At 69.6% G+C, this 23037-nt stretch carries 37 protein-coding genes and 1 tRNA gene; 3 read left to right on the top strand and 35 right to left on the bottom strand.

All coding sequences use genetic code 11. The features are described 5' to 3' along the window. Positions 1-19: 19 nt before the first annotated feature. The 31 genes from E4J16_RS13725 to E4J16_RS13870 form a co-directional block, all read right to left on the bottom strand. Positions 20-1792: a terminase gene (locus E4J16_RS13725; RefSeq protein ID WP_136314324.1), complete on the bottom strand. Its 1773-nt coding sequence runs from the start codon at positions 1790-1792 to the stop codon at positions 20-22. Continuing rightward, a complete protein-coding gene (locus E4J16_RS13730; RefSeq protein ID WP_136314325.1) occupies positions 1776-2156 on the bottom strand; it encodes a hypothetical protein in 381 nt (126 codons plus the stop codon). The genes E4J16_RS13725 and E4J16_RS13730 overlap by 17 nt, the downstream gene beginning before the upstream one ends. 58 nt (positions 2157-2214) lie before the next feature. Then, a complete protein-coding gene (locus tag E4J16_RS13735) occupies positions 2215-2703 on the bottom strand; it encodes a bifunctional DNA primase/polymerase (protein ID WP_240038169.1) in 489 nt (162 codons plus the stop codon). 352 nt (positions 2704-3055) lie between these two features. Then, positions 3056-3355 (bottom strand): HNH endonuclease, encoded by a 300-nt coding sequence (locus E4J16_RS13740; RefSeq protein ID WP_136314327.1) that lies wholly within the window; start codon positions 3353-3355, stop codon positions 3056-3058. A gap of 99 nt (positions 3356-3454) precedes the next feature. Further along, positions 3455-4186: a hypothetical protein gene (locus E4J16_RS13745; protein ID WP_136314328.1), complete on the bottom strand. Its 732-nt coding sequence runs from the start codon at positions 4184-4186 to the stop codon at positions 3455-3457. A 12-nt stretch (positions 4187-4198) separates the two neighbouring features. Then, positions 4199-4453: a hypothetical protein gene (locus E4J16_RS13750; protein ID WP_136314329.1), complete on the bottom strand. Its 255-nt coding sequence runs from the start codon at positions 4451-4453 to the stop codon at positions 4199-4201. A gap of 4 nt (positions 4454-4457) precedes the next feature. Continuing rightward, positions 4458-4658: a hypothetical protein gene (locus E4J16_RS13755; protein WP_136314330.1), complete on the bottom strand. Its 201-nt coding sequence runs from the start codon at positions 4656-4658 to the stop codon at positions 4458-4460. Beyond that, positions 4655-4876 carry a hypothetical protein gene (locus E4J16_RS13760; protein WP_136314331.1) on the bottom strand — a complete coding sequence of 74 codons (222 nt, stop codon included), beginning with the start codon at positions 4874-4876 and terminating at the stop codon, positions 4655-4657. The genes E4J16_RS13755 and E4J16_RS13760 overlap by 4 nt, the downstream gene beginning before the upstream one ends. 62 nt (positions 4877-4938) lie before the next feature. After that, positions 4939-5463: a hypothetical protein gene (locus tag E4J16_RS13765; RefSeq protein ID WP_136314332.1), complete on the bottom strand. Its 525-nt coding sequence runs from the start codon at positions 5461-5463 to the stop codon at positions 4939-4941. A 159-nt stretch (positions 5464-5622) separates the two neighbouring features. Further along, positions 5623-6102 carry a single-stranded DNA-binding protein gene (locus E4J16_RS13770; protein WP_136314729.1) on the bottom strand — a complete coding sequence of 160 codons (480 nt, stop codon included), beginning with the start codon at positions 6100-6102 and terminating at the stop codon, positions 5623-5625. A 155-nt stretch (positions 6103-6257) separates the two neighbouring features. Further along, positions 6258-6767, bottom strand: a complete 510-nt coding sequence (locus E4J16_RS13775; RefSeq protein ID WP_136314333.1) for a hypothetical protein — start codon at positions 6765-6767, stop codon at positions 6258-6260. Further along, positions 6764-7831 (bottom strand): hypothetical protein, encoded by a 1068-nt coding sequence (locus E4J16_RS13780; RefSeq protein ID WP_136314334.1) that lies wholly within the window; start codon positions 7829-7831, stop codon positions 6764-6766. Before E4J16_RS13780 ends, E4J16_RS13775 begins: the two co-directional genes overlap by 4 nt. Next, on the bottom strand, positions 7828-8634 hold the full coding sequence (locus E4J16_RS13785; RefSeq protein WP_136314335.1) for an HNH endonuclease: 807 nt from the start codon (positions 8632-8634) through the stop codon (positions 7828-7830). The genes E4J16_RS13780 and E4J16_RS13785 overlap by 4 nt, the downstream gene beginning before the upstream one ends. After that, the gene (locus E4J16_RS13790) at positions 8631-9095 is read right to left on the bottom strand and encodes a hypothetical protein (RefSeq protein ID WP_136314336.1); all 465 of its coding nucleotides are present in this window, start codon (positions 9093-9095) and stop codon (positions 8631-8633) included. The genes E4J16_RS13785 and E4J16_RS13790 overlap by 4 nt, the downstream gene beginning before the upstream one ends. Beyond that, a complete protein-coding gene (locus E4J16_RS13795; RefSeq protein WP_136314337.1) occupies positions 9092-9334 on the bottom strand; it encodes a hypothetical protein in 243 nt (80 codons plus the stop codon). The genes E4J16_RS13790 and E4J16_RS13795 overlap by 4 nt, the downstream gene beginning before the upstream one ends. Next, positions 9331-10056 carry a hypothetical protein gene (locus E4J16_RS13800; RefSeq protein ID WP_136314338.1) on the bottom strand — a complete coding sequence of 242 codons (726 nt, stop codon included), beginning with the start codon at positions 10054-10056 and terminating at the stop codon, positions 9331-9333. Before E4J16_RS13800 ends, E4J16_RS13795 begins: the two co-directional genes overlap by 4 nt. A 3-nt stretch (positions 10057-10059) precedes the next feature. Beyond that, complete coding sequence (locus tag E4J16_RS13805; RefSeq protein WP_136314339.1) at positions 10060-10344, bottom strand: hypothetical protein; 285 nt, start codon at positions 10342-10344, stop codon at positions 10060-10062. After that, positions 10341-10844: a hypothetical protein gene (locus E4J16_RS13810; protein ID WP_136314340.1), complete on the bottom strand. Its 504-nt coding sequence runs from the start codon at positions 10842-10844 to the stop codon at positions 10341-10343. The genes E4J16_RS13805 and E4J16_RS13810 overlap by 4 nt, the downstream gene beginning before the upstream one ends. After that, complete coding sequence (locus E4J16_RS13815; RefSeq protein WP_136314341.1) at positions 10841-11134, bottom strand: hypothetical protein; 294 nt, start codon at positions 11132-11134, stop codon at positions 10841-10843. The genes E4J16_RS13810 and E4J16_RS13815 overlap by 4 nt, the downstream gene beginning before the upstream one ends. Beyond that, the gene (locus E4J16_RS13820; protein ID WP_136314342.1) at positions 11131-11559 is read right to left on the bottom strand and encodes a hypothetical protein; all 429 of its coding nucleotides are present in this window, start codon (positions 11557-11559) and stop codon (positions 11131-11133) included. The genes E4J16_RS13815 and E4J16_RS13820 overlap by 4 nt, the downstream gene beginning before the upstream one ends. Then, a complete protein-coding gene (locus E4J16_RS13825; protein WP_136314343.1) occupies positions 11559-11768 on the bottom strand; it encodes a hypothetical protein in 210 nt (69 codons plus the stop codon). The genes E4J16_RS13820 and E4J16_RS13825 overlap by 1 nt, the downstream gene beginning before the upstream one ends. Next, positions 11765-12688 carry a DNA cytosine methyltransferase gene (locus E4J16_RS13830; protein ID WP_136314344.1) on the bottom strand — a complete coding sequence of 308 codons (924 nt, stop codon included), beginning with the start codon at positions 12686-12688 and terminating at the stop codon, positions 11765-11767. The genes E4J16_RS13825 and E4J16_RS13830 overlap by 4 nt, the downstream gene beginning before the upstream one ends. Beyond that, positions 12679-12978, bottom strand: coding sequence for a DUF4406 domain-containing protein (locus tag E4J16_RS13835; RefSeq protein ID WP_136314345.1), 300 nt, complete (start codon positions 12976-12978; stop codon positions 12679-12681). Before E4J16_RS13835 ends, E4J16_RS13830 begins: the two co-directional genes overlap by 10 nt. After that, positions 12975-13460 (bottom strand): hypothetical protein, encoded by a 486-nt coding sequence (locus E4J16_RS13840; RefSeq protein WP_136314346.1) that lies wholly within the window; start codon positions 13458-13460, stop codon positions 12975-12977. Before E4J16_RS13840 ends, E4J16_RS13835 begins: the two co-directional genes overlap by 4 nt. Beyond that, positions 13457-14383 (bottom strand): phage recombination protein Bet, encoded by a 927-nt coding sequence (bet, locus tag E4J16_RS13845; protein ID WP_136314347.1) that lies wholly within the window; start codon positions 14381-14383, stop codon positions 13457-13459. The genes E4J16_RS13840 and bet overlap by 4 nt, the downstream gene beginning before the upstream one ends. Further along, on the bottom strand, positions 14380-14718 hold the full coding sequence (locus tag E4J16_RS13850) for a hypothetical protein (protein WP_136314348.1): 339 nt from the start codon (positions 14716-14718) through the stop codon (positions 14380-14382). Before E4J16_RS13850 ends, bet begins: the two co-directional genes overlap by 4 nt. 3 nt (positions 14719-14721) lie before the next feature. Further along, on the bottom strand, positions 14722-14892 hold the full coding sequence (locus tag E4J16_RS15215; RefSeq protein ID WP_168709521.1) for a hypothetical protein: 171 nt from the start codon (positions 14890-14892) through the stop codon (positions 14722-14724). 3 nt (positions 14893-14895) lie between these two features. Next, complete coding sequence (locus tag E4J16_RS13855) at positions 14896-15108, bottom strand: helix-turn-helix domain-containing protein (RefSeq protein WP_136314349.1); 213 nt, start codon at positions 15106-15108, stop codon at positions 14896-14898. Continuing rightward, the gene (locus E4J16_RS13860) at positions 15105-15941 is read right to left on the bottom strand and encodes a BRO family protein (protein ID WP_136314350.1); all 837 of its coding nucleotides are present in this window, start codon (positions 15939-15941) and stop codon (positions 15105-15107) included. The genes E4J16_RS13855 and E4J16_RS13860 overlap by 4 nt, the downstream gene beginning before the upstream one ends. Beyond that, positions 15938-16969, bottom strand: a complete 1032-nt coding sequence (locus E4J16_RS15840; RefSeq protein WP_240038170.1) for a DUF2807 domain-containing protein — start codon at positions 16967-16969, stop codon at positions 15938-15940. Before E4J16_RS15840 ends, E4J16_RS13860 begins: the two co-directional genes overlap by 4 nt. A gap of 167 nt (positions 16970-17136) precedes the next feature. After that, entirely contained in the window at positions 17137-17412 is a 276-nt protein-coding gene (locus E4J16_RS13870; RefSeq protein WP_136314351.1) for a helix-turn-helix domain-containing protein, read from the bottom strand. An 81-nt stretch (positions 17413-17493) separates the two neighbouring features. Here E4J16_RS13870 and E4J16_RS13875 point away from each other — a divergent pair, with 81 nt between their 5' ends. Beyond that, on the top strand, positions 17494-17916 hold the full coding sequence (locus tag E4J16_RS13875) for a hypothetical protein (protein WP_136314352.1): 423 nt from the start codon (positions 17494-17496) through the stop codon (positions 17914-17916). Between the two features lie 98 nt (positions 17917-18014). Then, positions 18015-18386 carry an ImmA/IrrE family metallo-endopeptidase gene (locus E4J16_RS13880; RefSeq protein ID WP_136314353.1) on the top strand — a complete coding sequence of 124 codons (372 nt, stop codon included), beginning with the start codon at positions 18015-18017 and terminating at the stop codon, positions 18384-18386. A gap of 104 nt (positions 18387-18490) precedes the next feature. Here E4J16_RS13880 and E4J16_RS13885 read toward each other — a convergent pair. From E4J16_RS13885 to E4J16_RS13895, 4 genes are all read right to left on the bottom strand, one after another. Beyond that, positions 18491-18566, bottom strand: a tRNA-Thr gene (locus E4J16_RS13885). A 72-nt stretch (positions 18567-18638) separates the two neighbouring features. Next, positions 18639-19454, bottom strand: coding sequence for a DsbA family protein (locus tag E4J16_RS13890; RefSeq protein ID WP_240038171.1), 816 nt, complete (start codon positions 19452-19454; stop codon positions 18639-18641). Positions 19455-19686: 232 nt separating this feature from the next. Then, positions 19687-20244: a hypothetical protein gene (locus E4J16_RS15845; RefSeq protein ID WP_240038172.1), complete on the bottom strand. Its 558-nt coding sequence runs from the start codon at positions 20242-20244 to the stop codon at positions 19687-19689. Continuing rightward, positions 20244-21638: a serine/threonine-protein kinase gene (locus tag E4J16_RS13895; RefSeq protein ID WP_240038173.1), complete on the bottom strand. Its 1395-nt coding sequence runs from the start codon at positions 21636-21638 to the stop codon at positions 20244-20246. Before E4J16_RS13895 ends, E4J16_RS15845 begins: the two co-directional genes overlap by 1 nt. 223 nt (positions 21639-21861) lie before the next feature. On the opposite strand from E4J16_RS13895, the gene E4J16_RS13900 reads away from it, so the two are divergent. After that, positions 21862-22989, top strand: a complete 1128-nt coding sequence (locus tag E4J16_RS13900) for an ABC transporter ATP-binding protein (RefSeq protein WP_136191886.1) — start codon at positions 21862-21864, stop codon at positions 22987-22989. Positions 22990-23037: the final 48 nt, after the last annotated feature.

Genomic DNA, 23037 nt, shown 5'->3' on the forward strand with positions numbered 1-23037 from the left:
CCCACCCCCCTTTTCGTCTTTACCAGATGCCTCTACCGCCACGACGGCGGCCACTATTCACGTACGTTCTCCGGGCGAGCCGGGCACCGACCATCGCCACCGCAAGGTCCACCTTCCGGCGCGATTCCCGGTGATTCTTCCCAATGCTCATGCCCCACTTCGTCGGCATGCGGCGCGCGTTCAGCACGTGAGTCCGTAGCCGGATGTCGCCGTCATGCACCAGCTCCAGGGAGCCGACCTCCGCCGTCGTCCGCCCAACCTGCTGCACGAAAGCCTCGGCATGCTGGGGGTCGGACATGTCCCACATGACCGAGTGGCCGCCCTTGCGCTTGCCGTCAGCCCACAGGCGCAGACGCCGCCCATAGTCACGATGCCACCCGTCAATGATTGAGTCCCAGAACAGGGCCATGGTCTCGTCGTCGCGAGTGTGCGACGGGTCCGCCCACAAGGCGACCACGTTGTGCGTGTCCAGCAGACCCCGCACCGTCTCATCGATCCGGTCACGCGGCGCAACCCACCCGTTCGCGCGAGCCTCCGGCGGCCGCTGCCACATCCCCAGCGTAAACACGGCCCCGTCCAGGATGCGGCAACCCATGAGCGCGGTCGCATCATCGCTTTTGCCGCCGTCGAAGAACACGGCCAGCTCGTCGCCAGGATCCAACACCAGCTCGGTGTCGGCGCACCGGTCCCACTCGCGGCGGTTAAACCACGCGTCCTCCTCAGCCGCCACCTGATTGAACCACTTACGCCGACTCTCCGACGGCGGATTCCTCGGGTCCAGCACCGACTTCAGAATGCGATCTTCGTCAAGCCACACGGCGTCACCACGGACCGCCCGCACAACCTCGGGTACCGCCTCAGCAGTCAGCGGCGCACTCTCCGGCGCCTCCAGGCTGTCATACAGCAGCCCGAAGTCGGCGTGCGTGGCGTGCGGCCCCTGCGTCTTCTCCCAGCCCTCACGCGTCCGCTGAGCCACACTGTCCCGCCCGTCCACGTAGGCGTTGCAGATGTCGAGGATGCGGGCCTGCCGCTCACGCGTCGACTTCGCGACGTTACCGTCGACCGCGCCCGCCATCGCGTGACCGTTATTCGACGCCACCCAGTTCTGAGTCTCATTCCTGAGCACAAACGTGGGACGGCCGCCCTCCACGGTCAGCGGGTTAGACGTCACCGCCTGAATCTGGCGAGTGTCATCCATCGCCCACACATTCGCCTTCCCGACCTGCACCCCGTACCAGGAGCGGCACTCCGGCGAGAACAAGGACGGGAACAGCTTCATCGTGTTGGCGGTCTGCTCCTGGGCGACAGCGAGGATCTGCACCCACGCGTCTGGCTCCGCCCGCCCAGTGACCTCACCGGACGGGTGCAGCTCGGGCACGGACGGGCCAATCATGCCGACCGCGCTCATCGTCGCCGCCAGCGGATCCTTCCCCCACCCCTTCAACCTCTGTAGCACGGCGTTCGGTGTGAGGAACCGGCCCGCGTCGTCGACGGCGTAGAACCACAGGATGAACCGGGCCTGCTCCATCGTGTACGTCCACGGGCCGCCGCCAGCCGCGTTCAGCCAGAACCCGGCCCAGGAGAGCACCTGCCAGCCGATCGTCCGCTCCGGCAGCAGCCAGCCGCGCCCCGGCTCCCAGTCCCACACGGGACCAATCCGGTTCGGCGCCCACGCCAGCCCCTCGGGCGGCACCGTGCGCGCCAGCTGGCCCCGATACCAGGCCTCAATCTCCGCGTACTCGGCAGCGTGATCGTGCAGCAGTGCCGGCTTCGCGCTACGCGGCCGCGCCATGATGCACAGCCCACCGCGACTGAGCCGCCTTCCTCGCCGCCGAAGACCGCCCCTCAGCCTCACCACCCGCCCCGGCAGCATCGTCCGGCAGCTTCAACGACCGCAGCAAGCCCGCCAGGACACTACGGTGCTGCCTGATCTCCCCCAAGGCCGGGTGCGCCACCACCTGCCCCATGGACCCGGTAGTAAGCGGCCCGTCCTCCGCCAGCACCTTCTGCAGGGAGTCGATGATGTCCATCTCCCGGCACGCATCCTCCAGGACGCGCAGCTCATCCGGGCGCAAGTCCCAACGCTTCACCACATCATTCCAGCGAGCGTTCGCCTTCTTCGACAGACCCGCAGGCGCAGGGTACTTCTTGGACATCACGACCTCCCAGGGTCTCGGGCGCCAGCCACCCGCCCACCCGGGGCATGGCGGCCGGTCAGTTAGTCAGCGCGTGGGCGACCTCGGCCAGGTCGCCCAGAACCGCCGCGCTCGTCTTGTAGGGGCGGGCGGTCACAGTCATAAACCGGGCGCGTGAATACACCTCCACGCCCGGAAGCCTCCGGCCCGGCCCCTCAGGAAGCTGGCCGAACACATGCAGCCCCGTCCCAGACGGGGACACCTCCACGTAGGTTGCCGGGCACGCGTCCAGGACACGCTGGGCAAACGCGCTCGGGCGGCCGTCGCCGTCGAGGCAGTGGTCCAGGTCCAGGCAGCCGATCCCGCCGCCGAGCATGAACCCAACACCGAACCCGGTCTGGGAGCCGAGCACGCGCCGCAGCGGGGACCACGTGCCCGGGTCCGTCGACGACGCCGGAGCGCCGTCAACCGTGACCGGCCGCTTCCCATCCCGGCGCACCCACCGGGCGCGTCCGATCATCTCCACCGGCACGCCAGGCAGGAGCTTCGCGGCACGGTGCGCGGCCACGCGGCAACGGCCCGAGCAGAACCGGCCTGGCCGCCCAGTATCCCGGCGGGGGACTTCGCCGCAGCACCACGCGCACATCACCATGGCCCTAGTATACGGCACAACCGCGCGGCGCGTGTAACGAAACCCCCGGAATGGCAGCCAACAGGCGGGCCGAAAACCCGAAGCCAGTAGGTGACCCCCAACAGGCCCCGGAAAGCCCGCCAGAACGGCCCTCAGGAGCCCAAAAACAGCCCCCGAAAAGCCGGGCAGTCGGGCACGCTGCCCAGGAGCTGCTATCCCGCGGTTGCTCGGCAGGCCCGGGGAGGGGAGTCACCCCCACCCCGTGGTGGGCCAGCGCGATGCGGCGCGCTCAGATTTCGCCCGGGTGCTTCTCGTCGGGGTGCTGGCGGAGGCGTGCCCGGGCGTGGTTGCGGGCCGCGGTCTCCCGGGCGGTCTTGGCTAGGTGGCAGGCGGCGGAGAGGGCTTGGAGGTTGTTGAGGGTGTGGTTGTCGCCTGGTGTGATGTGGTCGATGTCGGTTGCGTGGCCGTCGCATCCGGGCGCGTGGTTGATGGCTTGGCATTGGCCGTGTGCGCGCGCGAGGACTTGGGCGCGGATTTGTGGCCAGTTTCGGGGGAGTCGTTGGCGGCGGTTGCTGGTGCTCCAGGGCATGGTGTTTGGGTGTGGTTTGGCCCCGGCACCTTTGTGTTGGTGTCGGGGCCTTCCGGTTTTGGGCGCAGTCGGCGTCGATTGCGTGACGCGACCAGGTTATCACGCTGCGGTCTTGCGTGTGTCGAGGTCTTTGGTGCGTGTGTTGAGGTCTCCTAGGTTGAGTCTGCCGGTGTGGTCTGTGCGGATGTGTCCGCGGTGGATCCATTGGCGGAGGAGGTCTGCGCGTAGGCCGGGGTGGAGGTTGCGTGCTTCGGTGCGGGTGACCCACACGTCGGCGTCGCTGGTGGTGGTGATGGTGTGGTGCCTGGTGGCGTCGATGATTTCGCCGTCGGGCCACCATGATTGGCAGGTGGCGCATTGGCGACTGTCGGTGAGGCCGCGTTTGGTGGCGGCCTGCTGGAGTCGTCCGCCGCAGGATGGGCACCTGTGTTGGGTGTCGTCCTGGTCGGTGTGGCCGGTGGCGGCTGCGACACGGGCGTGGATCGGCTCCAGCTCGTCGGTGAGTGCCTGCCAGTCGTCGGGGTGCTGGCGTGCGGCCTGGTCGGCGATGCTGGCCAGGTAGGTGAGGGAGCCGCCGAGGGCGCGCCCGTACCAGGACTCCCAGTGCTCAGCCCAGGTGGCGGCCCACAGGAGGATGCCTGCTGCGGTTCTGGCGTCGGCGGGCTCGTCGGTGTTGTCGACGCGGATGCCGAAGGGGACGCGCCCCTCGGCGTCGGTGGCGTGGCTGGGGTTGGGTTGTGGGCTGCGTGGCTGCCCCTTGCCCTGCTCGAGCTCGCGGAGGAGGGGTAGCCATTGGGCTAGGTCTGTGAGCATGCGTGCTGGCGTGGTCATTGGTCCCCCTGGTCAGTTGAGGTGCAGGCCGCGCATGTCTGGGATGCGCAGGAGGCGGGTGTCGATGGTGGTGTTGGTGCGGAGGATGAGGTGTGTGCTGTGGGCTGCTTTGCCGTCGCGGAGCTGATCGATGGTGTCTGCTAGGTCGATGGCCAGCTGGAGGCTCTCGCGGATGGTGTCTTCTTCTGTGTCGGCACTGGTTTGAGCGGATGCGTCGAATCGCCAGGCGGGGGTGTGGTCGGCTTGGACGGTGATTGTTACGTGCATGGTGTTAGCGCTCCTGGCTGATGTGGTCGAGTCGGTGGAGTAGGGCGTGGATGTAGGCGTAGGCGTTGTCGGTGAGGTGTTGTTCGGCTTCCCGTCGCTCGGTTGCGGGCTGGTATGGGTCGGCGATGGTGTGGGTGAGGCTTCGGGCCTGGCGGATGAGTCCTTCGATGCTGAGGTTGCGGATGTCTTCGGTGTAGATGCTCATCGGGTGCGCTCCTGTGCGGCTGTGACGATGTTGTGGGCGGTGTTGAGGGTGCGGGCGCGGTTGATGAGGTAGAGGGAGTTGTCGCGGGTGTCGTAGGCGTGGTCCATGGCGTCGAGGTGTGCGGCTAGGTCGGTGATGAGCTGGATGGGGATGGTGGCGTGTCCGGGTGGTGGTGTGGCCCTCAGGTGGCGGATGCGGCGGCGGGTTAGCGGTGTCATGGTGCGGCTCCTTGGATTGTGGGGGCGCGTTTTGTCCCGTGGGTTGTCCGTGCTGGGTGGGGTTAGTTGTCCCTGTCGGCGGCGGCGAGGATGGCTTTGGCGGTGTCGTGCTCGGCGATGGCGTACCGCATGGGCTGCAGCTCGTCGCGTTCGCTGTTGCAGGCGACGGTGATGTGTGGAGTGGTGTCGCGTAGCCGGTTGATGAGCGCTGTGGGGATGGGTGTCATGTCCTCCTCCTGCTGGTTGTCGAGGATTCTTACGTCGTCGTCGATCGTGCAGGTGAGGTGCCTGTCGCCGTGGTCGAGGTAGAGGCGGACGGAGTGGGAGGTGAATACCAGGCCGGTGATTTCGTGTTGGCCGGTTCCGTAGTTGGGCGCGTATGTCATTCCGAGCTGTAAATGCATTGCCGGAATAGTGCGCGTTGTTACCTCGCTGTGGTCTACCGTGTCAGCGTCGTCGAGGTCGGCGGCCAGCTCTTGGGCGTGAGCGGTGTGGCCGAGTGCCTGGTTGAGGGTGTCGCGCATCGCCAGGAGGGAGTCGCGGATGCCGTTGAAGGCTTGGGTGAGGTTGTCGTGGCTGGTGGTCATGGCTGGGGTGTTCCTCTCTGTGTTTTGTATCGGGCTTTGTTTTGGGGGCTAGGCGGGCCGATCTCGACCCGACCCTTACAGGGGTGGGGGCGGGGCGTTTTCGTCCCGTCTAGGGGGCAGCCGTGCAAGATTTGGGCATGTTCCGTCGTGGCGGGCGACCTAGAAGGGCACCGAGTCGCCGCCCTGGGTGGCCCAGGGGTCGCCAGCGGCACCGCCGGCGGGGGCGTCCCAGCCACCACCGCCCTGCCCCTGCGCGGGCTGCCCCTGGCCGCGTGGCGGGGTCTTGGCGACCTGCGCCCTGGCGTAGCGCAGCGACGGCCCAACCTCGTCCGCCTGCAGCTCCACGACGGTGCGGTCCTGGCCGTCGCGGGTGGTGTAGGAGCGCTGCACGAGGCGCCCCTGCGCGATCACGCGCATGCCCTTGCGCAGGGACTCGGCCACGTTCTCCGCGGCGTCGCGCCAGACCTGGCAGCGCATGAACAGCGGGGTCCCGTCCTCCCACTGGCCCGCCTGCCGGTTGAAGGTGCGCGGCGTGGACGCGATCGTGAACGACGCGACCGGCGCCCCCGACGGCGTGAACCGCAGCTCGGGGTCCGCGGTCAGGTTGCCGATGATGGTGATGATCGGCTCGTTGGTCATGGTTGTGTCCTCCTGGATCGGTTGGGTTTGTGCGGATTGGCTGGTGTGTTGTTGGTGCCAGGCGTCCCGGTGGCGGTCGTGGTCGGCCCACATGGCCCGGACGCTGCGGCCGCGCCCCATGCGCTCGAGGTCGCGGGGCCGGTACACGATCGGGCTCACCGGGGGATGCCCTTGCGTGCGGCGATCGCCGCGAGCACGGCCCGCGCCTTCTCGCGGCCGACGAGGTTGTCCATCGAGATTTCCGGCGGTGGCGGCTGCCTGCCGATGGCCCGCCAGGCGTGCTGCTCGGCGGCGGCCCGGTCCTGGCCGGTGCCGACCGCCCGTCGGGCGGCCTGGATCCACCGGTTGGCGAGGTCGGGCTCGTGGTCGAGGCCTGCAGGGCGGAGCGGCCCCCGGGCGTCCTCCTCGGCGCGTATCCGCTCGCTGCGGCCCCTGCGGATCGCCTGGGCGAGGTGCTCGACGTTGATCTGCCAGGCGCGGCCCGCGTCCTGCCAGGCGCGGATCGCCGCACGGCAGGCCGGCCGCAACTCGCCAGTGTCGGGGCCACCGGGCACCTGGTCGTTGAGGTAGTCGGCCCAGACGGGGCCTTGGGCGTCGCGGGCTGTGGTGGCTCCGGCGGCGACGAGGTAGGTCACGGCGTCGGCGGCGTCCCTGGGGGTGATCATGCTTGGCCTCCTGCGATGAGTCGCAGCGCGTCGCCCTGGGGGTTGGCGTCCTGCTGCTGTCGGGTGATCTGGTCGGCTTGGGCTCGCATGTCGGCGAGCACTTGGGCCTGGTTGCGGTAGCCCTGCTGGTGCTGTTGACGGCGTTCGGTGGACTTGCCGAGCCACGTCGTGAAGGCCCCGTTCCAGGACGCCTGCCACCGGTCGGTGCTCTCGGCGTGGGCCCGGAACATGTCCACCTCGTGGTCGATGTCGAGGCCTGCGGCGGCTGCGCGGGCTCGGTGCTCGTCGGTGGGCTGCCAGTCGTCGGGGAGCGGGCCTGCGGGCTTGTGCCGTCTCCGTGGCTTCGGGGCCGGGGCGTCCTCGACGTCGACGTCGAGCGTGCCGTCGTCGTGTGCGCGCGCGCCACGCTCCGCGTCAGCGGAGCGTGAGCTATCAACATCGTTAGATGTTGATGGTTCAGGTACAGGTACAGGATGGGGGAGCGAATTTTGAAGGGTTCCCCTTTTTTCGGGGGAACTCGAATCGAACCAATCTGGAACCAAATCCGAAGGGTTCCCCGAAGGGTTCCCCGAAGGGTTCCCCGAAGGGTTTCCCGAAGGGTTCGCTTCCGGTTCGGGGAACTGCTTGCGGACCTCCAGGCACGCGTCGTACCCCTTCCAGTCCGGGTGCTCCTCGAACGCCCTGCGCACCTCACGGGAGACGATCGCCATGAGCATCGGGGACGCGATGGCCGCGTAGTCCTTGACCAGCGACCGCGTGATGTTCGGCGACTTGAGGGCGCCGTCGTGGCGGACGAACGACCTGACCAGGGCCTCCTCGGTGTCGGGGTCCACGGCGATGAATCCCGCCTGCCCCAGCTCCCAGGCGGCCTGCCTCAGCGATCGGACCGTCTGCCCGGCGGTGAGCGCGGCGAGGCGCGCCTCCCTCCAGTCGACGACGCCGCAGAAGTTGATAGACGGGTGGGTGAGGAGCAAGAAGTAGAGGTGCTGGGCGCCGACCGTCAGCTTGCGGAAGTCCGGGTCGGTCCAGATGGTGCGCCGCACTGGAATGTAGTCGCGGCTCATCGGTCTACCTCTGGGCATGTCTTGTAGTGGTCGATCGCAGGCTGCAAGCGGTCGATCAGCCGCCGGTACTCGTCTTGCATGCCGTCATCCATGCCGAGCCCGTAGAGGCAGTCGTACCGGTGGCAGATCGGGCACTCGTAGTCGGACTCCCCAGCTTCGAGGGCGTGGTAGATGACGCAGCCTTCCTCCTCGTCGGCCGCCTCAGGGTGGAGGCATGCCCAGCAGTGCCCGCACTTCTGTGGTGTGGCGTCGCTGTGGCCTGTGGTTTCGTCTACCGCTTCGCGGATGATGTTCCAGACGATCCCGCAGGTGTACTTCCACTTTTGTGATGCGGTGACCTTGCGGCGGCTCATGGCCTTGTCAATGGCGTCGGTGATGACGTTGGCGGGGACGCCGAGGTTCCGCCAGCGGATCACGGTCTGCTCCCAGCCGTCATCCATCGCCGCCCATGGGCAGTCGTAGGAGTCGGCGGAGTCGTCCCACCACGCTTGCACGTTCTCAGCCCATAGGCGGTCCTCGGCGATTTCGTCCCCGCGCCTCGCCAGTGCGGTTTTGAGGGCGGCGGCGAGTGCTACGGCCTGCTCGGAGACCTCCGCGACCAGGTGGTCGTCGGGCTTTGTAGAGGTCTTGCCTGCGTTGCAGTCGCGGCAGGCGGCCACGAGGTTGCTGGCGTCGTCGCTGCCTCCGAGCGCCTTTGGGATGACGTGATCGACTGTGAGCTCGCTGGTGGTGGAGTGGCAGTACCGGCACGTGTAGTTGTCGCGGCGTAGGACTTCGTAGCGGGTGCGCTTTGTGACGCTCATGGCTGCTCCTGCGTGGTGATGGTGGTGGCCCAGGTGGCGGCGTGCATGGCCAGCTCCACCAGGGCGTCGGCGAGGTCCAGGGCGGGCGTGGCATGGGCGACCCTCCCCAGCGCATCCACGAGCACGCGCATCCGCTCGTAGTCGTCCATGTCCTCCTCGTCGAGCGAGAGCGCGGACGGTGCCGCGTCGTAGGTGTCACGGATGGCTGTCACGGGGTCGTCGATGTCCTCGGCGTGGGCCCACAGGGCGCACCGGTAGGTGAGCTGGTCGAGGAGCCACCTGCGGTGCTGGATGACGGCGGGCGCGTAGGGGGTCTCGAGGTTGCCGGTGCGGGTGCGTAGCGCCCACCCGTCGGCGACCTGCCCTACGAGGCTGGTGATCTCCATGAGCCCGTGTGGGATTGGGCCGCGTGGTGGCGGGAGTGTGAGCGGGCGGAGTGCGACGTCGAGCGGGTGGCTCATGACTCCACCTCCCCACCGGTAGGGGCGAGCTGCCGCTCGGCCCAGGCGACGGCGCCGGGGTGGGGCGCCTCGATACGGTGGGCGATCACCTCGGTGAGGTCCATAGCGGCCGCCTCGGAGATCTCGGGGTAGTGCTCCCAGACCTCGCCGGCGGCGGATTCGAGGATGTTGGCGGCGTAGTGGTCGGCGAGGATGCGGACCGCGTACCAGTGGTTTGCCGACTCGGTGCGGGCGCTCATGCCTGCCCCTCCTCGCCGTCGGCCAGGAGGCCGGGCCAGCCGTCGCGAGGGTCCGGCACTGGGTCGATCACGTCAGGGGTGCCCAGTACCACGGGCATGATGAGTGCGACCGTGTCAGGGCCGAGAGTCACCACGGTGGCCCGGCACTCCCCGCCGGAGTGCCAGATGACGGCGGGCTCGCCGTCGGGGGCAGCGCGGAGGAGTCCGGCCAGCAGCTGGGGGTTGTAGCAGGTGGCGTCCTGTCCGGCGGTGACGCGGGTATTGGCCCAGATGGCGTCGAGGGGCGGCCACTCGCTGAGGGGCCGCGTCTCGTCGGTGATGGTCACCTCGGTGTCGCCGTGGATGGTGATGTGGACGTGCTCGCCGTCGTCGCTGGCCCGGATGGTGACCGTCCAGTCCTTGGCGGGGTCCACGGTGGTGATCCATGCCTCGGAGTCCTCCCAGTCGGTCTCTGGCACAGGTGTGGGGTCGGGGATGGCCCGGCGGGCGACGGTGAGGTGCTCGGCGCGGATGAGCGTGTCGAGGTCCGCGTCGTCGGTGTCGGCGGTGTGGCGGGTGCGGAGCAGCACGTGCCGGTCGGTGGCCTCCATGAGCAGGCGGCCGTCGGCGGTCCAGGCGTGCACGTTGCGGAGGACTGGCACCGGTACGGGGTCGTCGGGGACGATGGCGGTCACGCGGTCAACTAGGCGGGCGAATTCGCGGGCGGGGATGGTCACGGTCATGGGTCAGTCCTCCAGTAGGTCGAGTAGTCCGCCGTCGTCGGCGGTGGCGGTGTCGGTGTGGTGGTAGGCGGCCTGGCAGGCGCGGCAGATGTCGTCGCGGCCCTCTATGTCGGTGATGGGCCGGCCGAAGGGGCGGCCGTGGATCTGCCAGCCGCCGCCGTCGCACAGGACGGCGAGGTTGGCTACCGGGTCGTGGTGCGGGCACTCGCCCACCGAGACGATTCGGGCGATGTGGTAGACGCGGAGCCTGCCGAGGGCGAGCATCACGTACCGGTCGTCGGCGCTCATGCGGCCTCCCCTCGTGACGGCCGGTACAGGTGGGTCAGCCGCCAGGTCATGTCCCACACCTCATCCCCGACGCCGTAGGTGTCGGCCTGGCACACCAGGGGCGTGATCTGGTCCTGGCCGGTCTCCTCCGCCATGACCTGGCGGAGGTTGGCGACGGCGGCCTGGCAGGCGTCAGGGTCGATCTCGACCATCACCGCCCGGGAGGCGAGGATGATCTTGTCGCAGGGCTCCAGGGGCACCAGCTGGATGAGGCGGGCGAGGTAGATGCCGGTCCCGCCGAACGGGTCCAGGGCGCGGATACGCATGAGCGTGTCCCTGCCCGGGCCGTGCTGGTCCTGCGCCAGCTGGAGCACGGCGCGGACCTGGTGGTCCACTACCTCCACGGGGGTTACGACGACGCCGTGGCGCTTGCCGCGTCGGGTCTCGCAGGCGGCCTGGTAGGCGAGGGCGATTTCCTCCTGCCGGGCCTGCTTGGCGTCCAGGTGACGTGTGGTGGTCATGTGAGGCGCCCGCCCTTCATCTGGTGGCGGGTGTGCCGCACCCGCTCGCGCCACGCCTCGTGCTTGCAGATGCGGCAGTCGCGCTCCAGGGTGATGCCACGCCCGAGGCGGCGCCGCACCCGCACCCGGGCGGTCGCAATAGACCACTCGTGGCCGTGCGCGCACGTGGCAGGGCCGCCGGCAGCGGCCAGCCGCTCCAGCAGCTCATACGCCACGCTGTCAGGCACCGGCGCGGACGACGCGCCGGCGGGGATCAGGTCCGCGAGGTCGCGGAGGCGGGTGGTGCTCATGCGGCCACCTGCCCGTCCACGTCGTCCTCGTCGGCGAGGACCACCAGCGGGGTGATGATGAGCGTGATCCGGTGCCAGCCCTCGGTCATGGCGGGGTCGGCCGACCCCTGGTACATGTGCGGCCCGTCCAGGTGCAGGCTGTCGTCGTCCGGCAGCACGTGGGCGTCCACCAGCCCGTCGACCAGGGCCTTGATGGTGGGGTAGGCGTTGGCGGGGTCGACGCGGCGGCGGGTGCGTCCGTGCAGGTAGGCGTCGATGCGTGCCCGCTGGAGGGCTGGGATGCGTGCTCGGCGTGCGGTCCAGCCCGCCCGCTCCCGCAGCGCCTTCACGCGGCGGGCCTTCTCGGCCCAGTGGAGGCGCCCGGCGGGCCCGTTGGATGCGATCCACTCACCCTTGGGGATGAGGACCGAAATCTTGTATGCCATTAGTTGCTGCCCTTCAAATACGTGTCGTAATAGTTTTGTGCTGCGTCGCGCGCGGTCGTCCCGCTGGCGCGGCCCTCCTTGTCCCAGGCCACCCACCCGCCGCCGTCCTGGCGGACCAGGCAGATAACCCGCCGCCGGAATACCGCCTCATAAAGGACCATCCCCGGCGGGCAGATAAGCGGCTCCTTCAAACGAATATCGGCACTCATGGCGCGTCCTTTGCGAGGTCGCGGGCGAGTGCGTGGATGGCGTAGGTGGCCTGCTGGGGGACGACGCCGTTGCCGATGAGTTGGGCCTGTTGGGTGCGGGTGAGTCCGTCGATGCCGGTCACCCACCGGTCGGGGGTGCCCATCAGCCATTCGGCGTAGCGCATGCTCAGGCGCCCCTGGTCGTCCTCGGGGTCGGGCATGAGCCGCCCGATGCGGCGCTCCCAGATGTGCTGCCTGCGGCGTGCGTCCGACAGCATCCACAGGCCCTCTCGGATGGCGGTCTGGAGGTTGGGGCCGCCCTGCCGTCTTCCGCGTCCTGGGCCGGTGTGCATGCTGGCCGTCGGCGTGGGTAGGAGACCCGCCCGTGGCCCGTCGTAGGGCAGGACCGGCATCAGGGTGCGTCCTAGCCCATAGGTGCTGACGTCGCGTCGGGCGGCGAGGACGAAGACCCGCCGGCGGCGGTGCGGGGCGCCGGCCTCAGCCGCCGTGACGATGCGGGTAGCGGTCCGGTAGCCGGCGGAGTCCAGCTCCCCGGCGACCCACGCGGCGGGCGCCGACGCCACGTTCTCCCACACCACCAGCCGTGGCCGGAGTTTGCGGACGGCGCGGAGCATATGCCTGATCACCGCCGACCTGGCGTCCAGCAGGCCTCGCCGGTGCCCGGCGAGGCTGAATCCCTGGCAGGGCGTCCCGGCCGTGATGACGTCGACGGGCTCCACCCGCGACCAGTCCACCTCGGTGATGTCCCCGTAGTTGCGCGTGTCCGGGAAGCGGCCGGCGAGGAGTCGCGCGGGGCCGGGGGCGGGGTCCGCCACCCACCGGATCGGCGTCCAGGGCACCACGGCGTCGCGGAGCCCCATCTCCAGGCCGGCGTAGCCGGTGCACAGTGATCCGACAGTCAGGTCGGGGCTCATATCCATGCCTCCCATTCCTCGACGGGGAGGCCCACGGTGTCGGCCCAGTCGACGGCGGCGAGCGCGTCTGTGTCGTCGCGCCACCCGGGTGTTAGGGCGATGGCGTCACAGTCGACGAGCATCCGCATGCGGGCGCGGGACAGGGCCATTTCGGGGGTGTCGCCGGGGCGTGCGCCTGCGGTGACGGTGCTGGTGGTGATGGCGGCGGGGACGCGCACGTCATGCCCGGCCGCACGGAGTTCCGCCACAGGGTCGGCGTCGCCTGCCCAGTCGTGTCCTGCGAGGTAGAGCCTCATGCTGCCTCACCCACCCGCATTCCGTGGCGGGCTATGGTGGCCGCCTCCGTGTCGGTCATTGGGCGGACCCTGGCCACCGCCCTGATGCGCGGCGTGCGGCCGTGCACCACCGTCATGTCCGGGCGTCCGCACAGGATCAGACGCAGCTCCCGCGCCCGCTTCGCGACCGCGCCGAGCGCCTCCGCCTCCCAGTGGGCGAGCGGGATCTCGCCGCCGCCGGGGATCGCCCGCTCCCAGGAGAGACGGGCCCCGCCCCGCGCGGCGAGGGCGGCCGGGTTGCGGTGCGGCACGGACACCTGCGGGCCCGGCGCGCCGGTCTCGGCCTTACGCCGTGCCTTTTCCACACAGGCGTGGCAGAGCCCGTCCCTGCGGCACACGACCGTGCCCGGCCAGTCGGCCGTCTTGGTCCTGGCTGGCCGCATGGGGCGGCCGCAGGATTTGCAGGGGATGGGCCCCTGCGACCAGTCAATGCGGGTGCTCATGCCACGGTCTCCTCTCCGATGATCTCGGCGCCGTCCATGGCGTCGATGGTGGTGTCCTCAACGTCGACGTCGACGTTGATGACTTCTGCGTCCACCGCCTCGCCGGTGCTGCTGGCGGATGCGTTGGCGAGCTGGCCGTCGAGCCACGCCCGGTAGGCGTCGGGGGTGGCGTCGATGCCCGCCTTCTCGGCCTCGGCGACGAGCCGCTGCACCGTGGCGGGACTGGAGTCGTAGCCGTGGACGGTCAGCCACTCGGCGACGAGCCGCTCACGCCCAGACGACGCCACCTGCTGCGACTGCCCAGACGACTGGGCGGGCCGCTGCGGCCGGTCGGCAGCAGCCTGGTCCGCCTGCTGCATCTCCTCGGCGGTGTAGATCCCCGACAGGTCCATCGGGCATGCCTTGCGCAGCGCCTGCGCCTCCGCGCACTTGGCGAGCATCGTCATGGGCATGCGAGCCCACATGCCCATGGGGCTGCCGTCGCGGCCGGTCTGCGCGTACTCGGACAGGTAGGCGACGGCCTCATAGGTGCCCTCGCCGAGCCGGACGGTCACCCGTGCCGCTAGCGGCATGGTGCCGGCGGGCAGGACCGGCCGGAAGTTCCCAGTGCGGGGGTCTGCGTACTCGGCGGCGGAGATGGACAGGGGCACGCCCATGCGTTCGGCGCGGCGTGCGGCCACGAGCCGTAGCCCGTCGATGCCGGTCTGGATCGTCTGCTTGGTGCGGCCGCTGCGCCGGTCGTAGCGGCCGATCATGTACAGCTGCCGGGCGAACGGGTCTAGGCCTGTGCGCTGCGCCTGGTGGAGGAAGACTGCGAGGTCCGCGTCGGAGGCGTCGGCTACGCCGAGCTGCTGGAGGGCGGCGACCTGTGCGGGCGTCCACTCGGTCTGGTCCTGTCGGATGGTGAGGTCGGTGCTGGTCATGCCGCCGCCTCCTCGTCCTCGTCGTCGTCGAGCAGGTGGCCGTACATGGAGAGGGGCCCGACCGTGCGGATCACGTCGACCTGCCAGCGGCGGCCGGTGACGTCCTCGAACTTGCGGCCGTGGACCGCGCAGACCGTCCCGGAGGACTCGTAGTGCCACCGGAGGCGGAAGCCCATGCCGTCCAGGCGTGAGGCGACGGCGCCGTCGGCGTGCAGCGTCACCGAGAAGCGGCCGTCGCCGCCGAAAAAGTTCGGGCCGCGGAGGGCGAAGCCGCGGCGTGCGGCCTCGTCGATCAGTGCGTCCGTGAGCGCGAAGGCGGGCTGGTAGATGCTCATTGGTCAGTTCCCTTCCTCGGGGTTGTCATAGGAGATGGTTATGAATGCGGTGCCAGCGGCGACGGCGACCAGGGCGGCCACGTTGGAGGTGCCGTGCGCGGCGGACAGGAGGGCGGCGATGGCGCCCATGGCGATGAGGGCGAGCCCGACGCGGCGGATGAGACGGTCGGCCATGGGTCAGCCCTCCGGCAGGCCGTCGACCCAGGCGGCCAGGTCCTCGTGGCGGATCAGGAGGCGCCGGCCGAGGCGGCGTGCGGGCAGGGGCGGGATCTCGCCGTCTGCGCCGGTGGAGTGGATGGCGCGGCGGATCACGTCGGTGGAGACGCCCGCAGCCTGTGCGGCGTCACGGACCGTGTAGGCGACCGGCTGGGGCGTGACACTGGCGCTCATGCCGCCGCCCCCTTGCCGTCGTCGAGCGTGAACCTGCCGGTGGTGAAGCCGTCGATCAGCACCTGCTGCCCGGGGCCGGTGATCTTCGGTGTGGTCTTCTCGATGTCGCCGTGACCGGTGGTGACGAGCGTGGCCGTGGCGCGCACGTACCCGCGCTCGAGCGCCCACTTCGTCGGCGCGTTCCACAACGTGCCCCTGTTGTTGCAGAGCCAGCCGTGGGAGCGCAGCCACCTGAATAGCTGAGCCTGGTTGACCGGGATCCCTTCCTGCGTGATGGCGTCGGCGACCTGCTTCACCAGCAGTTCCCCGCCGGACGCGGACAGGGCTTTGCCGAGGCGCGTGTGCGGCCGGTCCTCCTCGACCTGCACCTCCAGCGCCGCACGCCGAGCGCGCTCCTCCTTCAGGCTGGTGGCCAGGCCGATGATGAAGTCGGGGTCGGTCAGCGCCCGCTCTACGGCGGCGGGGGTGAGGTAGCCGCCCCGCTGCCGGATCGACGGCAGCACCTCCCGAGTCACCCACCGACGGAATGCCTTGGCCTCAGGCTTACGGCTCAGGAAGACCACCTGGTACATGCCGGCCTCAGAGACGACGACAGGATACTGCGTGCGTCCCATCGAGTCGATGACCTCAGCATTGCTTAGGGCATCGACGTCGACCTGCTTGGCGACCATGCTCGGGTTGCTCAGATCCAGCGCCTTGCAGAGATCCGCAAGGACGAACCACGGTTCGTCGCCCTCCAGGAGCGCGCGGATGCCGTGGTCGCCGAACTTGTAGGTGAAGACCTCGGTGTTGTTGCCGCGGGGTACGTCGGCTTCGGTGATGATCCCGCTCATCGGGCCTCACCCCCAGCCACCGGGTTGCCGTCGGCGTCGACCTCACGGACCACGACCACCGACGGCGCCTTCACCTTGTCGCCGTGCAGCGGGATCACCTCGGCCGCCGGGACACGGCACTCGAGGAAGCGGGCGCCCCGCTGGTCCTCGCTGTCGAGGTACTGGCGTGCCTGCCAGGGTGTCGGGGACAGGTGGAGCCCGCCGCCGCAGTAGGGCTCGGGGACCCAGTCGTTGCACTCGACGATGCCGCCGCCGGTGGGCCACTCGACCGGGTGCCCGTACCGCTTCCCTGTGGTCCCGTCGGCGGGGATGGCCTTGTAGAGGGTGAGCATCCCGTCGTCGGTCTGGGCGCCGTGGTAGGCGGCCCAGTCGTCGATGCGGGTCAGGTCGAGTGTGGTCAGGTCGAGGATGGTGCCGCCGGTGACGGTGGCGCTGGTGGAGAGGCGGCGGGTGACGACGTAGAGTCCCGACGCCCGGACGGTTGCGGAGTCCGACGCCTCGACGGTTGCGGAGCCCGACGCCCGGACGGTTGCGGAGTCCGACGCCTCGACGGTTGCGGAGTCCGACGCCTCGACGGTTGCGGAGCCCGACGCCCGGACGGTTGCGGAGCCCCACGCCTCGACGGTTGCGGAGCCCGACGCCCGGACGGTTGCGGAGTCCGACGCCCGGACGGTTGCGGAGCCCCACGCCTCGACGGTTGCGGAGCCCCACGCCCGGACGGTTGCGGAGTCCGACGCCCGGACGGTTGCGGAGCCCGACGCCCGGACGGTTGCGGAGTCCGACGCCCGGACGGTTGCGGAGCCCGACGCCCGGACGGTTGCGGAGTCCGACGCCCGGACGGTTGCGGAGCCCCACGCCTCGACGGTTGCGGAGCCCCACGCCCGAATATCCTTGCCGTGGTCGTTGCCGATGGTGATCCACTCGCCGTCGGTGTTGCAGATGATGATCTCGTGCTCGGCGTAGGTGATCTTGGGGTTGTGGAGGGCGGCGTCGAGTTCGGCCTGTGTGGTTACGTGGATGGCGGTCATCAGTGGGCCTCCTTGCTGGTGATGCGGGCGAGGGTGAGGGCGATGTCGCGGATCAGGGAGTAGCCCTCACGGTGTCGGGGGCTGCTGGTAGGCTGGGACATGAGATTTCCTTTCTCTCGCCCCCGTCGGCTGGTTCCCGGCGGGGGCACTCTTGTGTTCGGGGTGGGTCAGGCCGCCTGGTCGGCGGCGTGGGTGGCGCGGTACCGGGCTTCGGCTTCGTCGATCAGCGCGGCGGCGGTCGCGCCTAGCTCGGTCGCCACATCGGCCAGTTCGGAGGCGGTGAACGCCACCTGCCCACGGCACTTCCGCCCGAACACGTTCGGGTGCATGTGGAGGCGGCGGGCCATCTCGGCCTGACTGATGCGGGCTCGGCTGAGTTCTGCACGGACGACGCCGGAGACCTCTTGGTCGAAGCTCCAGAACCTTGTTGGGTTTCGGCTCATGTGAGCACGTTAGAACCCAATAGGGTTCTGCCGCAACCCTATTGGGTTGCGTTTCGGTGACGGGCGCGAGATGATTGGGGCATGGCCTTTGCGAAGCAACTCCGCCCGCTCGACCGTCTGGTCCAATCACTCCTCGCGGACGCTGTACGCCACGCCGGTGTCAAGCACTCGGACATCGGCGCTAAGACAGGTCTGTCCCAGAATCGGGTGTCGAAGATCCTGCGTCTGGACACGCCGCCCGCAACCGTGGGGGAGATAGCCGCCATAGCGGGCGCGATCGGCTACAACGCCGCCGAGATAATCGGTCGGGCGGAGGCAATCGCGGCCACCGATCCCGAGTGGGCCGACGTCGTGCAGATCGACGAGCAGGAGGCCGCCGTCGACGGCGATGTGGTGCAGCTGCGTCCCGGCTGGCCCGAGGGGCTGCCCCCGGCTGAGGAGCTGGCCGCCCAGGACATCCCCGGTGCCGAGCAGGAGGACGAGGAGGGCATGTGGACGCCGTAGTCCGCGCCCCTGGATACGCCGAGAGCCCGCTTGTAGACGCGCGTCTACAAGCGGGCTCTCGCAATATGTGTCAGAGGGGCGGCTTAGTGTGCTGGGCCGTGAGACCCCCACTAGAAGCCGTGCTCGCCAGCGCCGACGAGCGCGGCGTCACCGTCCGGTGGCTGCCCCTCGGCCGGTGGAGAGGCTGCTACCACCAGCCGACCCGCACCGTCTACCTGCGCGCCGGCATGTCCGACCGGCTGGCCGTGCCGACGCTCATGCACGAGCTGGAGCACGCACGCCGTGGGGACGACGGCCACCAGTCCCGGCCGGTGGAGACACGGATCGACCGGCTGGTGGCGTGCAGGCTCATCACGGCCGGGGAGTACCGGCGGGCGGAGGTGCTGGTCGGTCCGCACGTGGGTGCGCTCGCCGTCGAGCTGGACGTGCCCAGGTGGGTGGTGGAGGCGTACCGGGACACCCTCCGCTAGGTCACGGTCAGGCCACAGACGAGATGGCTAGCACAGTGGCTATCATCCGCCCCTGCCCGGCGCCGGCGTCGGACCGGCCGCCCGCACGATCATGCGGGAAAGTGTGGAGCCGCGTGTCGGACTCGAACCGACGGCCTGCTGTTTACAAGACAGCTGCTCTACCAACTGAGCTAACGCGGCATGCGGGGGCGAGCTTACCCGTTCCCGCCCGGAACGCCCAGAGGCGGCCGCTCCCGCGCGGCCGCTCCCGCCTCAGAGACGGTCGGTGATACCGGTCTCCGTGGCGATGTCGGCCAGTTCAAGCTTCTCGGTGCCCAGGGCGACCGTCGGCGTACCGGTGATCGGGATCTCCGCGAAGGTCGTGTCGCACAGATCGAGCCAGGCGCCATAGGTGTTCGCCGTGATGGCGGAGCCGATCTGCTCGACGACGGCGTCACTGACTCCCGCCTCCGTCGCGGCCTGCGTGACCGACTCGGCGGTGATGGATGAGTAGTCTCCGATGGCGTAGAGCTCGGCGAAGCGAGCCATGACCGCCTGGTGGAAGGCGAACGCTGAGGTCGGCTCCTGATCGAGGACGACACCCATGGCGTTGCACACCATGTCACTCCAACTGCTTCCGAGGAACCTCGAGGGGTGCAGCACCAGGTTGATCTTGCCGTCTTCCAGCAGCGTCTCGAACTCCGTCTTGTGGAGCTGCTCGAAATTGGCGCAGTGATGGCAGGCGTAGTCGAAGTAGATGTGCAGGTTCTGGGCGCCGTCCGTGCTGGTGCCGGGCTGGAGGTCAGGACCGAAGACGAGCGAGCCGTCGGCACGGATGGTGGCCGGGAATCCCTCACCGCTGGCCAGTTCCGTAACAATCTTCCCCCCCACAGCACCCTTATTGCGCTCGGTGATGACCACCGCGGCCACAGTCCCGGCCACGGCCAGGCCGCCGATGCCCAGGAGGCTGCGCCGAGTGATCCGGGCGCGCCGCTCCCGGCGCTCCTGCTCCTCGCGCATCGCCTGCGCCTTGGCGCGCGCCGCCTCCCGACGCTCGGCCTTGGTCGGACGGGGCTGGTTCGAAGCCACAAGCAACTCCTCAAGTCGAAATCGGCGCCACTGCGAATACTGCGCGTACCACAGTCCCTGATATGTCCTGAACGCGCCTACCGCATGCATTGCATGCAGCTGACACCGTATGCATTCTGCCTGGGAACGCGACCAAAGGCACGGCCACCGGATGCGGCCTGCCTCACGCCGTCGGGCGGGTGACGCGACCGCCCGGCATACGGCCGCGACGACGTGGCGGCCGGCTGAGCGGCTAGGAGATGCTGAAGGGGGCCATGCGCGCCAGCGGAAGCGCACCGAGGATGAACAGCACCACGACACCCACAGTGACGGCCGCGAACACGGCAACGCCGATCAGCCGGTTCGAGGGGCTGCGCAGGGCCGAACCGGCCATCCGTGCGCCACCGCGGCGTGTCGGCGAGCCCCAGGGGACGAACCAGGTGACCAGCATGTAGGTGGCGACGGAGGGCACCAGGCACACCCCCACCCGGTGGTAGTTGCTCCAGGAGGTCAGGACGGTCGGCTCGCCCGAGTCGCCGAACCCGAGCGCTCTCCCCGTGAAGTAGAACACGACGAGGGCGACCAGCGCCCCCACCGCGCAGGCGGCCGCGCTCGCCGCCAGGGAGCGCACCAGGTACCAGGGCACCGACGCCCACATGCGCGAGTTGTCGGCGCTGGAGGCGTAGCCGTTGCTCAGGCGGCGCCAGCGGCGGGCGTCATCGGCCCGCCCGACAGTCCCCGCGATCACCACCAGCACGGAGAACACGAGCAGCACCCATCCGGGAACCGGCAGCGACAGCGCCATCAGCATCAGGCAGAAGACGGCGATGACCGCGCGATGGCGCCGGGGCTCCAAGGCCCACTCGGGCACCCCCGCCCGCACCGCCGCAGCCGGGGCGCCGGACTGGGTCTGCGGGTACGCCGACGGCGTCCGGGAGGGTTCCGGGGCGGGCCGCGCGGGCTCCGGGGCCGCCGGGCGGGCTCCGCGACGGGCCGGACGGGCACCGCGCCACTGCCCGGCACGAACGACGGCGGAGAGGCCGGCACCGCCTGTCCCGAGTGGCCCGGCACCGGGACGGACGCAGGCGTGAGGGGCGGCGAAGCGGGCGCGGACAGGAAGCCGTAGGCGCCGGGCGGCGAGCCGTATCCGGACACGCGCCCGGAGCCGTGTCCGGCGTCACGTCCGGAGTCATAGTGCCCGGAGTCATAGACAGACCCGTAGGTGCCGGTGCTGGTGTTCGCCTCAGCGGCGGCCGCACCCTCCCCGTCTTCGGCCTGCGCGGCGGAGTCCTCCTCCCCGAGCACCTCGGCCAGGGCGACCTCACCGGTGCCGCCGTCGGCGATCTCATCCAGGACGCGCAGCAGGTCCGGGACGGGCAGGCGGTCAGCCGCCTCGGGCGCGAGGGCCGCCGTGAAGGCTCGCGCCAGCGCGGGCTGAGCCTCCTCCAGGTCGCCGAGCTCCGGGGTGCCGGCGTACACGCGGCGGAACACCGCCTGCCAGGGGCCGGAGCCGAAGGGCGAACGGCCGGTGATGGCGAACAGGATCACGCCCGCCAGCGCGTACCAGTCGACTTCGGGGGCGGGTTCGCCGCCGTCGAGCATCTCGGGCGGAATGAAGCCGGGCGTTCCGGTGACCTGGCCGGTCTGGGTCAGGCGGACGTCGTCGGCCACCTGGGCGATGCCGAAGTCGATCAGGACCGGCCCCTGCGCCCCTAGCATCACGTTGGAGGGCTTGAGGTCGCGGTGAATGACACCGGCCGCATGCACGGCGTCGAGCGCATCGACCAGGCCGTGCGCAAGGTCGGACAGGTCGCGGATGTCGGTGTCCAGGCGGTAGACGCCCTCGTGGTCGACCTCGCTCTGGAGGGTGGGGCCGTCCACCAGCTCGGTGATGACGAAGGTGACGCCGGAGCCGTCCGCGCCGTCGCCGGTCTCGATGTCGAGGATGCGGGCGACCCGCGAGTCCTTCACCCGGGCCAGCACGGAGGCCTCGCGGTCCAGACGACGACGAGCCATCGGATCGGCCGCGATCTGCGGGTGGAGGATCTTCATGGCCACGTGCCGCCCGTCGCCGTCGACGGCCTCCCAGACCACGCCCATGCCGCCCGCACCCAGGCGACGCAGGAGCCGGTAGCCGCCGACGTCCGCGCCCGCGCGCAGTCCGGCCAGAGATGCGGGCGTGGCACCGTCGGGGATCTGCGTCATGGCGCCACAGTACCGGCAGGCACCCCAACCACCGGGGACGTGAGGTGATTCACACCCCTTTCAGGGTTTTCCTAGCTTCGTCGGACTACCTGCACCGCGCCGTCGTATGACACAGTTAGTCCTGCCTGGGGCGAACCGCCCCGGCACGTGTCAATGCGGACACGCATCGGCACCTTTCACCACGGATCGTCCGGCACGTACCTGCCGGTGAAGGGATACCTTTATGGCAACCGTCACTTTTGATCACGCCACCCGTATCTACCCGGGGAACGACACCCCGTCGGTGGACAGCCTGAACCTTGAGATCGCCGACGGCGAGTTCCTGGTCCTCGTCGGCCCCTCGGGCTGCGGAAAGTCAACCTCCCTGCGCATGCTCGCAGGCCTCGAGGACGTCAACTCCGGCCGCATCCTCATCGGCGACCGCGACGTGACCGACGTCCAGCCCAAGGACCGTGACATCGCCATGGTCTTCCAGAACTACGCCCTGTACCCGCACATGTCGGTGCACGACAACATGGGCTTCGCGCTCAAGATCGCCGGTACTCCCAAGGATGAGATCGACCGGCGCGTCAAGGAGGCCGCCAAGATCCTCGGCCTGACCGAGTACCTGGACCGCAAGCCGAAGGCACTGTCCGGTGGTCAGCGTCAGCGTGTGGCCATGGGCCGCGCCATCGTGCGCAAGCCGAAGGTCTTCCTGATGGACGAGCCACTGTCCAACCTGGACGCCAAGCTGCGCGTGCAGACGCGTACGCAGATCGCGTCCCTGCAGCGCTCGCTGGGCGTCACGACCGTCTACGTCACCCACGACCAGACGGAGGCCCTGACCATGGGTGACCGCATCGCGGTCCTCAAGGACGGCATCCTCCAGCAGGTCGGCACCCCGCGTGAGATGTATGACAAGCCCGCCAACGACTTCGTGGCCGGCTTCATCGGCTCCCCCGCCATGAACCTGGGCCGCTTCACGGTCGACGGCGACATCGCCTCCATCGGTGCCGCGCGCGTCCAGCTGTCCCGGGCCACGCTCGACGCCATGGTCCCGGAGGACAACAACAAGATCGTCATCGGTTTCCGCCCCGAGTCCCTCGAGGTGGTCTCCGCCGAGGACGACCACTCCATCCCGGTGCGGCTGTCCTTCGTGGAGGAGCTGGGCAGCGACGCCTACATCTACGGCGAGCTCGTCGGAGCCGAGGGCTCCGAGGACAAGCTCGGCTCCGGTGAGGACTCCAGCCAGATCATCGTCCGCGTTCCTCCGCGCACCGCGCCGGAGCCCGGCGAGACGGTGTACGTGCGCATCAAGCCGGGCGAGGAGCACATCTTCTCCGCATCCACCGGCAAGCGCCTGCCCGCCTGAGTCGGCCCACTTCGACCGCAGGCGCGCCAACGGCCCGAGCCACGCAAA

The sequence above is a fragment of the Actinomyces procaprae genome (genome assembly GCF_004798665.1).
In the GTDB taxonomy this organism is placed as follows: Bacteria; Actinomycetota; Actinomycetes; order Actinomycetales; family Actinomycetaceae; genus Actinomyces; species Actinomyces procaprae.

Coding starts and splice junctions, on each gene's coding strand:
- E4J16_RS13725 (WP_136314324.1), bottom strand. CDS start 1,792: ATGGCGCGGCCGCGTAGCGCGAAGCCGGCACTGCTGCACGATCACGCT.
- E4J16_RS13730 (WP_136314325.1), bottom strand. CDS start 2,156: ATGTCCAAGAAGTACCCTGCGCCTGCGGGTCTGTCGAAGAAGGCGAAC.
- E4J16_RS13740 (WP_136314327.1), bottom strand. CDS start 3,355: ATGCCCTGGAGCACCAGCAACCGCCGCCAACGACTCCCCCGAAACTGG.
- E4J16_RS13745 (WP_136314328.1), bottom strand. CDS start 4,186: ATGACCACGCCAGCACGCATGCTCACAGACCTAGCCCAATGGCTACCC.
- E4J16_RS13750 (WP_136314329.1), bottom strand. CDS start 4,453: ATGCACGTAACAATCACCGTCCAAGCCGACCACACCCCCGCCTGGCGA.
- E4J16_RS13755 (WP_136314330.1), bottom strand. CDS start 4,658: ATGAGCATCTACACCGAAGACATCCGCAACCTCAGCATCGAAGGACTC.
- E4J16_RS13760 (WP_136314331.1), bottom strand. CDS start 4,876: ATGACACCGCTAACCCGCCGCCGCATCCGCCACCTGAGGGCCACACCA.
- E4J16_RS13765 (WP_136314332.1), bottom strand. CDS start 5,463: ATGACCACCAGCCACGACAACCTCACCCAAGCCTTCAACGGCATCCGC.
- E4J16_RS13770 (WP_136314729.1), bottom strand. CDS start 6,102: ATGACCAACGAGCCGATCATCACCATCATCGGCAACCTGACCGCGGAC.
- E4J16_RS13775 (WP_136314333.1), bottom strand. CDS start 6,767: ATGATCACCCCCAGGGACGCCGCCGACGCCGTGACCTACCTCGTCGCC.
- E4J16_RS13780 (WP_136314334.1), bottom strand. CDS start 7,831: ATGAGCCGCGACTACATTCCAGTGCGGCGCACCATCTGGACCGACCCG.
- E4J16_RS13785 (WP_136314335.1), bottom strand. CDS start 8,634: ATGAGCGTCACAAAGCGCACCCGCTACGAAGTCCTACGCCGCGACAAC.
- E4J16_RS13790 (WP_136314336.1), bottom strand. CDS start 9,095: ATGAGCCACCCGCTCGACGTCGCACTCCGCCCGCTCACACTCCCGCCA.
- E4J16_RS13795 (WP_136314337.1), bottom strand. CDS start 9,334: ATGAGCGCCCGCACCGAGTCGGCAAACCACTGGTACGCGGTCCGCATC.
- E4J16_RS13800 (WP_136314338.1), bottom strand. CDS start 10,056: ATGACCGTGACCATCCCCGCCCGCGAATTCGCCCGCCTAGTTGACCGC.
- E4J16_RS13805 (WP_136314339.1), bottom strand. CDS start 10,344: ATGAGCGCCGACGACCGGTACGTGATGCTCGCCCTCGGCAGGCTCCGC.
- E4J16_RS13810 (WP_136314340.1), bottom strand. CDS start 10,844: ATGACCACCACACGTCACCTGGACGCCAAGCAGGCCCGGCAGGAGGAA.
- E4J16_RS13815 (WP_136314341.1), bottom strand. CDS start 11,134: ATGAGCACCACCCGCCTCCGCGACCTCGCGGACCTGATCCCCGCCGGC.
- E4J16_RS13820 (WP_136314342.1), bottom strand. CDS start 11,559: ATGGCATACAAGATTTCGGTCCTCATCCCCAAGGGTGAGTGGATCGCA.
- E4J16_RS13825 (WP_136314343.1), bottom strand. CDS start 11,768: ATGAGTGCCGATATTCGTTTGAAGGAGCCGCTTATCTGCCCGCCGGGG.
- E4J16_RS13830 (WP_136314344.1), bottom strand. CDS start 12,688: ATGGATATGAGCCCCGACCTGACTGTCGGATCACTGTGCACCGGCTAC.
- E4J16_RS13835 (WP_136314345.1), bottom strand. CDS start 12,978: ATGAGGCTCTACCTCGCAGGACACGACTGGGCAGGCGACGCCGACCCT.
- E4J16_RS13840 (WP_136314346.1), bottom strand. CDS start 13,460: ATGAGCACCCGCATTGACTGGTCGCAGGGGCCCATCCCCTGCAAATCC.
- bet (WP_136314347.1), bottom strand. CDS start 14,383: ATGACCAGCACCGACCTCACCATCCGACAGGACCAGACCGAGTGGACG.
- E4J16_RS13850 (WP_136314348.1), bottom strand. CDS start 14,718: ATGAGCATCTACCAGCCCGCCTTCGCGCTCACGGACGCACTGATCGAC.
- E4J16_RS15215 (WP_168709521.1), bottom strand. CDS start 14,892: ATGGCCGACCGTCTCATCCGCCGCGTCGGGCTCGCCCTCATCGCCATG.
- E4J16_RS13855 (WP_136314349.1), bottom strand. CDS start 15,108: ATGAGCGCCAGTGTCACGCCCCAGCCGGTCGCCTACACGGTCCGTGAC.
- E4J16_RS13860 (WP_136314350.1), bottom strand. CDS start 15,941: ATGAGCGGGATCATCACCGAAGCCGACGTACCCCGCGGCAACAACACC.
- E4J16_RS15840 (WP_240038170.1), bottom strand. CDS start 16,969: ATGACCGCCATCCACGTAACCACACAGGCCGAACTCGACGCCGCCCTC.
- E4J16_RS13870 (WP_136314351.1), bottom strand. CDS start 17,412: ATGAGCCGAAACCCAACAAGGTTCTGGAGCTTCGACCAAGAGGTCTCC.
- E4J16_RS13875 (WP_136314352.1), top strand. CDS start 17,494: ATGGCCTTTGCGAAGCAACTCCGCCCGCTCGACCGTCTGGTCCAATCA.
- E4J16_RS15845 (WP_240038172.1), bottom strand. CDS start 20,244: ATGCTGATGGCGCTGTCGCTGCCGGTTCCCGGATGGGTGCTGCTCGTG.
- E4J16_RS13895 (WP_240038173.1), bottom strand. CDS start 21,638: ATGACGCAGATCCCCGACGGTGCCACGCCCGCATCTCTGGCCGGACTG.
- E4J16_RS13900 (WP_136191886.1), top strand. CDS start 21,862: ATGGCAACCGTCACTTTTGATCACGCCACCCGTATCTACCCGGGGAAC.